Below are 9,093 nucleotides of genomic sequence, written 5' to 3'. Positions count from 1 at the left end.
GGCGTGCCGCGAGTACGGGTTCTTCTATATCGTCGGTCATGGAGTGGACGAGGAATTGCAGCAGCGGCTCGAGCGATCGGTATGCTTTGAATTGATCAAGCCCTCAGACGCGGACATGCGCTTTACCTTTGAAAGCGACGATATCGCTGCCCCCGGCCTCACCTTGGACCTCGCGCGGGTCGCTCGGCGTGTGCTTTGGATGGGCATTTTCCTTGGGCTCGCGTTTCTCCTGCTCGACTATGTCATGAACTATCGACTAGGAGCAGCGATTGGACCGCTGCGGCGCCTCTTCAACATCACCCGCGAAGACAGCGCGGCGTCTTGGTTCGCGGCCACCCAGACGCTTCTGACCGGGCTGACCGCGCTTATGATCTACTTCGCGGAACGGGCTCGTTCGGCCTCACAGAGGGGCCGCGGCTGGGCCGTCGTGGCCACGCTTTTCATCTACATGGCGATCGATGACGGGGTGCAGATCCACGAGCGGCTCGGGAGTGCCTTTTACGTTCTCTCCCGCGCACCCGGATCGGTATTCGAGCGTTTCCCGAGTTACCCCTGGCAGCTCGTGTTCGTTCCGGTATTCGGTTTGCTCGGGCTGTATATATTGGTGTTTCTCTGGCGGGAGCTACGGGAAGCCGGGCTACGGTGGCTTGTCATCGCGGCGCTCAGCCTCCAGGCGTTCGCGGTCGGTCTTGATTTCATTGAAGGGCTGATGCCCGGCCACCCCTGGAATATATACAGACTCATCGCCGAATTCCTTGATGCCGGAGTCGGGATCCCGGAGGATGCGCTTGCGCCGGCCTTCGGCATGGTCAGACACTTCGGCAAGGCGTGCGAAGAGACCGTCGAGATGCTGGCCATCACGCTTTTTTGGTACGTGTTCCTTCGCCACTTGGGTGCCAGCAACGCGGGGGTGAGACTCGCTTTCGTGAGCGCTCGCGGAGAGAGTTAGCGAGCGTACCTGGGCAGGACCCGAGCCGGTGCCGTGGCCTTCGGTCTGGACCGACCGCGTGCGGACAATAGGGTCAGAATCTGAGGGATCCCCAGGAATATTGCACAAAAATTACTCCGCCAAGCAGTGACTTTGTATAATTTCATGCAAGCTGTGCAGTGCCGCGGGGAGATCTGGCCATCGTAATGTCACCCACGGGTCGTCGATGACTTTAAGGCCGCGGAAGTTCGTAGAGAGAACCACCCGGTCGCGCGCGGTATTGGCTTGATAATGGCGATGCTGTCTCGTGATCTCGGTCGCTCGGCCCATGAGCCACGCCACCCTCAGAGCGAGAGTCGCGATGAGCAAGAGGACCTGCAAGTTGCATCCTCGGCGCGCCAAGCGGGCACCGTCCCTGTGCCCGGCTTTCGGGTACTCTCCCCTGGCCCTGGCTTTCGCGGTGATAGGTGCGATGTAATTCGAGGCTGATGCCGAAGCGGGTGTTTTTCAGATCCCAAACGCTTTTTCGATTCTCATCCGCAGAGAGCAGAACTCCTACACTAGTTAAAACTACAGTGATGAAAACGAATATCCTATCGGCACGTGACCACTGCATACCGGTGACTCCGCTTTCGGCTTTCCCGCCTACCGTTTTTTATCGCGCACGTACTTCCACAGTTTACTGAGTATGACAGCGAGAATGAGTGAGGCGCCCATGAGGACGTACTCCACGCTGCCCGTATCGGTTTGTGGAAACATCCACACAAAGAGGAACATGGCCGCCATGTATATGGCTACAGCGAATGCAACTATTCGGACGAATTCGGATTTTGCATCGCTTTTGTTTTCCAATTTCAACGCCACAGAACGTCTCCGCTTGGTTTTACTTGAGGCCCCTCTCTGTTTTCAATATATATTACCAGCGACATCGTTAAAAACCTGTCGTTCCCGAAAATTCGTGAGCGCCCATTAGGGTGGTAGCGATGAACTGGCTCTCTTATCAGCACGCCGCTTGCCTCGGGCCGTAACGCTCGAATAATCGGCCCGTATAGCCGTTTGGATCGCTGACGCAATGAAAAGTGCTGCGCGCCGGTCCTCGGAGCGGCAGCGCGTCAGGCCTCGGTACGGCAAGCCGTGTGCCGGAATTGGACCTACCGGTTACGAGTCGTCGTCTCATCCAGCAGCCGGTAATCTCAAAGGCCTGCGCGATCGGGTCCCGCACGAAGCGATAAACGTTGCCGCTTGCACCGAACAGTGGTTTTGGGCCTGCAACGGTCAAGCTCGGAGTCGAGTGCCGATAAGTACCATCAAGGCTTAATCTTGTCGCGTTGCATGGCATTCACTAACAGGATCCTGGGCTAGCATCAGGCGCCGGAGCTTGTCTCTAACGCCACTTGCTGCGGTCGAATGCTCGGTTTGAAGACCTCCCTGACCTTTCCCTCGAACCACCGAAACGAAGGGTGTTGTTTCGAATAAAACAGATGCGTCGTTCGGCTGCGGCGATAATCCGATGCACCGAAGCGCGCGATCGGGGTTTAAAACCTCCCCGAATGCTGAAGCATTTCAGCCCACTCCTGCTCCAGCTTGCGATCAGAGAGGGCATACCATACCTCGATGGGCGTGGCGAAGCCCAGAAAATAGTCGATGTGCCAGTGGGGCTCGCCAACGGAAGCAAGATGACGGCTGATGCAAGCTCTGATGCCGCCATGGCCGCAGGCGCTTCCGAGGTACCCGTAAAATCCCGGAATAAACGTGCACCTCCCCAACTGGCCGATGACGAGGCGCTGAGTCTGTTTAACCGAAACGATCGAGAGATAAGCGCCTTTGCCTTCGGGCACTTCAATCATCACATTCTTGTGATCGCTGAATCGTTCCGGTGTGCCAGCTATCGACTCTATGCGCATCGATATCATGGTGATGTCCGCAGCACCTTACCGGTGAACGATCGGAGTGCGCTTTACGCACCAAACGTCGGTGCCGCAGCGCTTATACTAATCAAAAAAAATATTCCCCGCGGGGAGGCATTCCGTCGGTGAGCAACGGCGCAGTTGCACGACTCTACTCCCGAACCCCAATCCTCAAGTGCCCGCGGGCCTCATCGTTCGGTCCAACGCCACGAGCTATCATCATGTCACTTCGGGATGTGACAATATTGTGACAGTGAATCGATGAAATAATAAAGCGGTGGTGAGGCAAAACGCGTAACTACTTGTTATGCATGGCGGAGAGGGAGGGATTCGAACCCCCGGTGGGTTGCCCCACAGCGGTTTTCAAGACCGCCGCTTTCGACCGCTCAGCCACCTCTCCAGAGGCGAGAGCCAAATTTTTAAGTTGAGTGGGATTTTAACGCATTCGGATTAAAAGTCCGCTGCTTTTAAGCTTTCCCGCCCGCGAAGTTTACACATAGCTATCTGTATGTAACGTTGCCGCCCTTCCTTTACATACGTGCGCGCCGGCGGCCGGTCGTGGCAAGATCCGCGCGTTAAGGTGTGGGGTAGGAGGTTGCTATGCACCCATGTCCCGAGTGTAACCGGCACTGCGACTGCCTGGACGGCGAAAGCGCTATTGAGAACTGCGCTCACATCCTGACGCCCGAGTGTTCCGGTGGCGATGACGAAGAGGATGCGCCATGACCCCCGCTACCAGCACGCGAGGACAGGCCTCGCGCCGCTATTTCACCGCGGAGGACACCCGGCTGCTCATCGGTAAGCGGGTACGGGCGCGGACGGCTAAAAACTTTCCGACGAACGGTAGCGCTTGGGGAACGGTGGCCTACTTCGCCTCTGGCCCCGAGCCTGGCGAGTACATTCTCGGCGTCCGTTGGGATGACCCGCGGCCCGTCATTCCGCGCTCCGCACCCTACCCGCTCGATTGGTACACCGTGGAGGAGTACCGGGATCTGCTCGGCGTCGCGGTCGACGAGGCGGCGTGAGCGAGGACGAACCCGAAGACCTCGGCCCCTGCTGCATCTGCGAAGGAACGGCGGGGGTGGTCAATATCATCATGATCGAGGTGAAGGGCCAGGTAGCGGGCCACGGCTGGGGGTGCTTTGTCTGCGGCCTGCCGAGCGACGGCGCCAGCGCAGTGCTCTGCGAACCGTGCACTTTGGCTTGGCAAAACGGGAAGCCGCTCCGCTTCGCCTGCCGGGGGTATCCGGCCTCGGACGGACGGGTGCCGATAGATGAGCTTGTGGAGCGCCACGCCCACGACATGGCCAAGCATGAGGCGGCGGCGTGATCGATCGGCGCGGAGGTTAATTGCGCGAACAAACCCCCCGCGCCGTCCACATTGTAGGTAGTGCGTACGAACAATAAGGAGTGGATAGTATGGACAGGAAAGGAGTAGCAAGCAAAGAAGTGGCGGTGGTGCCGGTCACGGCCGGCACGGTGTCCCTGGGGGACGCTTCAGGCAACGAACCCCAAGGCGCTCGTCGAGGGCGCGGCGGCCATCGCCGGCGTCTTGGCCGAGGTGATTCGAACGCAGAAGCTCTCGGTCACGATCCAAGGCAAGCAATACGTCCGGGTCGAGGGCTGGACGACGCTCGCCGTCATGCTCGGCGTGGTGGCCCGCGAGGTCGAGACCCGCGAGGAGTTCGGGATTCAGGTTGAGAAGGCGGCGTGACAAAGAATCGGACGAACGGTAGGAATGGGGGACCGCAAGCAATCGGCGCGGCGGAGGAGGGAAAGTTCCTTTACCGCGCCGCCCCATTTGTAGGTAGTGAAACGAACAAATAGCGCTACACAGTATACACAGGGACCTCGCCAAGGTGGGGCTGCTACGTTCCCGGCGGACTAGCGCGCCGCGGCACCCCGCCGGCCCTGCTGCTTGCCGGGGCTCGCTCCGCTTCTCGCCGGCTTCGCGGGCGCTCGGGTACTCGCCCTGCCGGCGGCTGATCCCTGCGTAGCGCTCTTGGCCGTCCTGGGCGTCGTGCGCGACTGCGCGGGCGCGCTTTTCAGCGGCGCCCTCTTCAATCCGCCCGCGGTGGTTTTGGGTTTAGGTTTCGTCATACATCCCTCGTTTTTCGTTTCATCGGTAGGGCCGACATTGTACGCCGGTTATGCGCGGGGTGATGCAAAATTAGGCATCCGCGAAAAAGCCAGGCGGCGCTTCGGCCGCTGGCAATTGTCCCAAGACTGTCCCAAGGGTTATCCACTAAATCTGTGGATAAGGGATGAGTGCGGTCATGGCGAGGATCGGTCTCGGTCATCGAGGGTCCGGAGCGGGCCGCTCCCTTTCATAGCAGCAGCTTGAACAGTACGGCGGTGGAGACGGCGAGGTTGAATCCCAGCATCCACTTGATGAGATTCACCTCGCCCTTGAGCTCGGAGATTTCGGCTTCGAGGCGGCGGAAACGCTCGCTCTCGCGGACCCCCTCTATCGCTTCCGCCGCCGCGGCCGACTTCTCCTCGGACGCGCCGGCTTCTTTCAGGGCCTCGTAGACCTCGCGGATCATCGTCGTCATCGCTTGCCTCCTTTGCTTTTCGGGATCTCCAGCGTCCGGAGCGGCCGGCCGAGCCCGGTCGGCTCGATCTTGGCGCCGGGGGGGATGAGCCACGGGTCGCTCGGCTTCGGACCTAACTTCCGCGCGCCCGGAATCCGCTTTTTCTGGCAAAGCTTAATGATCCATTCTTTGGACACCCTGGCACGCCTAGCGGCTTCCGCCGCGCCGATCCACTCACTCATCCAAACAATTTTAGATTAATTCACGTTCATAGTCTATATAGTACTTGAACTTTGTACGCGTTCGTGTATCATATAGTACAGGTGGCCGCGACCTTAACAGCGGGGGATTCAGCAGGCGTTCCCCAAACGCCGCGGCCTGAGGGGTGCTGGCCTAAACGAGACCCTGGGGTGCACATGCAGAGGACTTCCCCTAAAAGGCCCGGCGGACAGTAGAACCCTAAGCTACCAAGCCCGGTGAAAAGCCGGGCACTCAACCTAAGCGGAACGGAGAAAGGCGATGAAGGAATACGGAATGTTTATTCTAATCGGCGCGCTGCTAGCCACCGCGGTCTATGGAGGCATCTACTCGGAGGTTGCGAAGGCGATCACGGAGATCGCGACGGTCATCGAGCGGGCTGGGCCGGACTGAGTTACCCCGCGCTCCATCGGGCACGGCCCTTGCCGCTATAGGCAAGGGCCCAGCCACCCGAGGAATACCCCCCCTATGTCCGCCGCCGAATCGCTCGCCCGTCTCAATCCCAAGATCCAATCGTTCATCTCGCGCGGGGGCGGTTTCAACGCCCTCACTCCCCTCGACATCGCCGCGGGCCTCGCCGGAGCGCCCCAGAACGCCCAGCGCACAGCGCTCGCGGCGTTCGCCGGTTTCCCGGAGCCGCTGCTGCCCGGACTCGTCGAGGCGCGGCTATGGCGGCTGGCGAAACTCGAGGGGTGGAAAAACAGCAGGGAAGTGGATAGCGGGGAAGTGGATAGCGAATCCGCTGTGCACTATCCACTAGCCACTAGTCACTGCTTTAGCGAGCGGATTCGGCGCATCGCGGCCTTGGCGGTCTGGGAGTATTGCGAGCCCCCGCGGTGCGGGGAGTGTCAAGGAAGGATGATTGTCTACGCGCCGCAGCCGGGCACTTGCCTGGCGTGCAACGGGAGCGGGTACGGCAGGCTCAGAGCATCGGTGCTCTGCGATGCGATTGGCGTGAGCCTGGGGGAATGGAGGAGGGGGGCGTGGCGGTATCGATATAACCGCGCGTACAGCATAGTTTCCGGATGGGGCTCTGAAGCCTTGGCGCACCTGCATCGGCGGCTCAATGAGGAGGATTCGTAGGGGCAACCCTCGTGGTTGCCCTAAGAGGGCGGCCACAAGGGCCGCCCCTACGGGGATTAGGTGAGGATGAACATGACCGGCTGCGACCCCGCCACGTTGTCGTTCGAGGTCAGGACCTCGGCGATAAGTTGCGAGATAGACGCCTTGAGCGCGTTGGCGCTTAAGACTTCGAGGGCCGACTGGCTCACGCGGGCGGTGGGCGTGACCTGAGACAGCGTCTCGACCGGGAGCTGAGATGCCCGCGCTTTCGGGTCGACCTGCGAAAGGCTCTCGACCGGGACCTGGGTCGTGCGCTTGACGGTCATCTCTAACTTAGCCTACGCCGCCACCTTCACCCCGAATTCCGCCGCGTTGAAATTCGTCTTGGTCCAGGCCGCCGAGGTGTTGGGATCGGTCTCCCGAATGTCCGAATAATAGACGTAGCTCGTCGAAAGCGCCTGCGTCGCGCCGTCGAAATCCGTGACGCCGGAGCGGGTCACGGTCGCAACGCTGCGGGCGCCGGCGTCGTCCTTCTTCGCATTGGCGAGGATCTGCACGCCGAAAATCGAACTCGGCGTGTGGCTCATGTCGGCCACCGTGTAGGTATCCTTGTTCCCCGCCGTCGCGGACTCGACGTAATCCGTGTCGTCGTTCGGTGCGCTCTCGTCCACGAGCAAGTAGTTGTCCGTCGAGTTGCCGTCCGAGCCCACGAGCTGCGAGCTGTTCCCGTTGCCGTTCGGGGCGTAGGCGTCCACGCGGCAATCGCCGAGGAAGTTGTTATTGACAGAGCCGGCGCCGTCGCAAATATAAACGTCGTCGTAGTCCCAAAAGCCAGTGGCAGCGCCACCAGGACCGATCCGAACCTGATTGGCCGTGGCGTTGGCGGTATTCTTGGTGTCCACACTCGTGAGCGCGAGCTTGCTCGATCCATCTACTTTTACTTCCGCGGTGCCGGTCGTGTCGTGGATGACCACCTTGAACTCGATGTAATAGGTGCTGCCGACGCTGAGCGCATACGTGGTGGTCCCGAGCACAGTTCCGTTGCGGGTGATCTCCATCGTGCCGTCCGCCTTGACGCGCAAGTCGCATTGGTCTGTGCCGGCATCCAGCACGCCCACCATCGCCCTTGAGGCCGCTGGCAGGGAGGATGCCATCTTGAACGAGAATCCGATTATCCAAGTCGCCTGGGCGTCTAGAGTTTTCGTTGCCGTTCCAAGGACATTGGTGGCGTTGCGGAATGAGGCAGTGCTCCGGCGCCCATTGCCAGCGCTGATAGTTGGGACATTGGTTATGCTGGTCCACTTCTCGGTGAGGGCCGCCGTGGCGTAGTGGTCGAAGCTGTCGGTGAATCTTAGGGTCATGGGTCTTACCTCGTGCCCGATAGTGTGAACGTGATGTTGGCCAGTGTTGCGTCAGGTGAGGCAGGACTCACTACTTTCAAAATATCGCCCGCAGCAAAGGTCTGCTGGCTCGCCATGATGAAGGTCGCGCTGGTGCCCGCGGCCGCGAACCGCATGGTGCCGACACTCGATCCGTTCTTCTGGATGTCAAAGTCGGTCTGGGCCGTGGCGGCTGTGCCCGCCTTGCCCTGGCTGCCGGTAAGACCCGAGGGAAAGATGACCTGGCGTGTCACGACATGGTGCAGCATGATCAGCGAGGCGGTCGGCGCGCCGTTGTACATGCTGCCCGCGAGGTAGACGTTGTCGCCGAGCGTCATGTCGGCATCCGGCACGGTCAGCACGCGCGTCGTGGCCGTCGTTAAACCATCGACCTCGAAGCGGATTTTTTTCGTCGCGTCGGCCGAGCCCTTGACGACGGCGGTGGTGTCCGTGAATGGCGGAGTCAGTCCCGCGCCGGCGTTGACGACCCAGTTGGTGCCGTCGAACGCGTATTCGAGATCTTCGTCCATCAGCCACAACCGCACGCCTTCGATCGGCACCCAGTAGACCCAGGCGCCGCCGTAGAAATGCGCGATCTGGTTGGTCTTGCCGGACCACACCCCGGTCGCACCGCTCGGGATGATGTAGGTGTCGCCATTGGCCGGGGAGCCGGGCGGCGTGGTGAGGTCCCTGTCCTTGGCCCGCACCATGCGCCCCTCGATCTGGCGCAGCGCGGCGTTGTGCGTAGTCTCTTTCTGGGACTGGCTCGATGAAATCTCGTCGAGCGCGAGCAGTTCTGTCGCCATGGTGATCCCCTAGTTTATTTCATCAAACCGTCGCGCTGCCGGGATAGCCCCGGGCCACGATGGACGATTTCTGATAAGCCTTCACGCTCACCGCCGCCTGGTTGCTCCCGAAATCCGTCACTTGCTGCGCGCTCGTATACACCTGGCTCGCGCTCGTGAGATCGGTCCAGGTCCGCACCACCGTCGAGCCGTTGAGGATTTCGAGGTCATAGCGCTCTA

Annotated in this window: 15 protein-coding genes and 1 tRNA gene; 5 read left to right on the top strand and 11 right to left on the bottom strand. The window is 60.6% G+C overall.

What is annotated here, in order from left to right; translation table 11 throughout:
* On the top strand, positions 1–949 hold a 949-nt coding region (locus M3436_17040), incomplete at its 5' end, for a hypothetical protein (protein ID MDQ3565737.1).
* A gap of 111 nt (positions 950–1,060) precedes the next feature.
* On the opposite strand, the gene M3436_17035 is transcribed toward M3436_17040, so the two are convergent.
* The 4 genes from M3436_17035 to M3436_17020 form a co-directional block, all read right to left on the bottom strand.
* Positions 1,061–1,309: a hypothetical protein gene (locus M3436_17035; GenBank protein ID MDQ3565736.1), complete on the bottom strand. Its 249-nt coding sequence runs from the start codon at positions 1,307–1,309 to the stop codon at positions 1,061–1,063.
* Between the two features lie 264 nt (positions 1,310–1,573).
* Positions 1,574–1,792: a hypothetical protein gene (locus M3436_17030; GenBank protein MDQ3565735.1), complete on the bottom strand. Its 219-nt coding sequence runs from the start codon at positions 1,790–1,792 to the stop codon at positions 1,574–1,576.
* A 671-nt stretch (positions 1,793–2,463) separates the two neighbouring features.
* Positions 2,464–2,841 carry a DUF123 domain-containing protein gene (locus M3436_17025; protein MDQ3565734.1) on the bottom strand — a complete coding sequence of 126 codons (378 nt, stop codon included), beginning with the start codon at positions 2,839–2,841 and terminating at the stop codon, positions 2,464–2,466.
* Between the two features lie 306 nt (positions 2,842–3,147).
* A tRNA-Ser gene (locus M3436_17020) sits at positions 3,148–3,235 on the bottom strand.
* A 322-nt stretch (positions 3,236–3,557) separates the two neighbouring features.
* Here M3436_17020 and M3436_17015 point away from each other — a divergent pair.
* The 3 genes from M3436_17015 to M3436_17005 all read left to right on the top strand — a co-directional run bounded on the left by M3436_17015 (position 3,558) and on the right by M3436_17005 (position 4,549).
* Entirely contained in the window at positions 3,558–3,860 is a 303-nt protein-coding gene (locus M3436_17015; GenBank protein MDQ3565733.1) for a hypothetical protein, read from the top strand.
* On the top strand, positions 3,857–4,165 hold the full coding sequence (locus M3436_17010) for a hypothetical protein (protein MDQ3565732.1): 309 nt from the start codon (positions 3,857–3,859) through the stop codon (positions 4,163–4,165). The genes M3436_17015 and M3436_17010 overlap by 4 nt, the downstream gene beginning before the upstream one ends.
* 222 nt (positions 4,166–4,387) lie before the next feature.
* Positions 4,388–4,549, top strand: coding sequence for a hypothetical protein (locus M3436_17005; protein MDQ3565731.1), 162 nt, complete (start codon positions 4,388–4,390; stop codon positions 4,547–4,549).
* A gap of 170 nt (positions 4,550–4,719) precedes the next feature.
* On the opposite strand, the gene M3436_17000 is transcribed toward M3436_17005, so the two are convergent.
* The 3 genes from M3436_17000 to M3436_16990 form a co-directional block, all read right to left on the bottom strand.
* Entirely contained in the window at positions 4,720–4,935 is a 216-nt protein-coding gene (locus tag M3436_17000) for a hypothetical protein (GenBank protein ID MDQ3565730.1), read from the bottom strand.
* A gap of 227 nt (positions 4,936–5,162) precedes the next feature.
* A complete protein-coding gene (locus M3436_16995) occupies positions 5,163–5,390 on the bottom strand; it encodes an integrase (protein MDQ3565729.1) in 228 nt (75 codons plus the stop codon).
* Entirely contained in the window at positions 5,387–5,611 is a 225-nt protein-coding gene (locus tag M3436_16990; GenBank protein MDQ3565728.1) for a DNA-binding protein, read from the bottom strand. Before M3436_16990 ends, M3436_16995 begins: the two co-directional genes overlap by 4 nt.
* A 484-nt stretch (positions 5,612–6,095) precedes the next feature.
* On the opposite strand from M3436_16990, the gene M3436_16985 reads away from it, so the two are divergent.
* Positions 6,096–6,710, top strand: a complete 615-nt coding sequence (locus tag M3436_16985) for a hypothetical protein (protein MDQ3565727.1) — start codon at positions 6,096–6,098, stop codon at positions 6,708–6,710.
* 56 nt (positions 6,711–6,766) lie between these two features.
* On the opposite strand, the gene M3436_16980 is transcribed toward M3436_16985, so the two are convergent.
* The 4 genes from M3436_16980 to M3436_16965 all read right to left on the bottom strand — a co-directional run.
* Entirely contained in the window at positions 6,767–7,015 is a 249-nt protein-coding gene (locus M3436_16980; GenBank protein ID MDQ3565726.1) for a hypothetical protein, read from the bottom strand.
* A gap of 12 nt (positions 7,016–7,027) precedes the next feature.
* A complete protein-coding gene (locus tag M3436_16975) occupies positions 7,028–8,050 on the bottom strand; it encodes a hypothetical protein (protein ID MDQ3565725.1) in 1,023 nt (340 codons plus the stop codon).
* A gap of 5 nt (positions 8,051–8,055) precedes the next feature.
* A complete protein-coding gene (locus M3436_16970) occupies positions 8,056–8,874 on the bottom strand; it encodes a DUF2793 domain-containing protein (GenBank protein ID MDQ3565724.1) in 819 nt (272 codons plus the stop codon).
* 22 nt (positions 8,875–8,896) lie between these two features.
* Positions 8,897–9,093, bottom strand: a 197-nt coding sequence (locus tag M3436_16965) for a hypothetical protein (protein MDQ3565723.1), incomplete at its 5' end; no start/stop codon positions are given.

The sequence above is a fragment of the Pseudomonadota bacterium genome (assembly GCA_030859565.1).
Lineage (GTDB): Bacteria > Pseudomonadota > Gammaproteobacteria > JACCXJ01 > JACCXJ01 > USCg-Taylor.
The sequence above is the reverse complement of the archived record's forward strand: the minus strand, read 5'-3'. Positions and strand labels throughout refer to the sequence as shown.

Excerpts from the sequence above, each read along its gene's own strand:
- M3436_17025 (MDQ3565734.1), bottom strand. The coding sequence starts at position 2,841 with ATGATATCGATGCGCATAGAGTCGATAGCTGGCACACCGGAACGATTC.
- M3436_17015 (MDQ3565733.1), top strand. The coding sequence starts at position 3,558 with ATGACCCCCGCTACCAGCACGCGAGGACAGGCCTCGCGCCGCTATTTC.
- M3436_17000 (MDQ3565730.1), bottom strand. The coding sequence starts at position 4,935 with ATGACGAAACCTAAACCCAAAACCACCGCGGGCGGATTGAAGAGGGCG.
- M3436_16995 (MDQ3565729.1), bottom strand. The coding sequence starts at position 5,390 with ATGACGACGATGATCCGCGAGGTCTACGAGGCCCTGAAAGAAGCCGGC.
- M3436_16990 (MDQ3565728.1), bottom strand. The coding sequence starts at position 5,611 with ATGAGTGAGTGGATCGGCGCGGCGGAAGCCGCTAGGCGTGCCAGGGTG.
- M3436_16985 (MDQ3565727.1), top strand. The coding sequence starts at position 6,096 with ATGTCCGCCGCCGAATCGCTCGCCCGTCTCAATCCCAAGATCCAATCG.
- M3436_16980 (MDQ3565726.1), bottom strand. The coding sequence starts at position 7,015 with ATGACCGTCAAGCGCACGACCCAGGTCCCGGTCGAGAGCCTTTCGCAG.
- M3436_16975 (MDQ3565725.1), bottom strand. The coding sequence starts at position 8,050 with ATGACCCTAAGATTCACCGACAGCTTCGACCACTACGCCACGGCGGCC.
- M3436_16970 (MDQ3565724.1), bottom strand. The coding sequence starts at position 8,874 with ATGGCGACAGAACTGCTCGCGCTCGACGAGATTTCATCGAGCCAGTCC.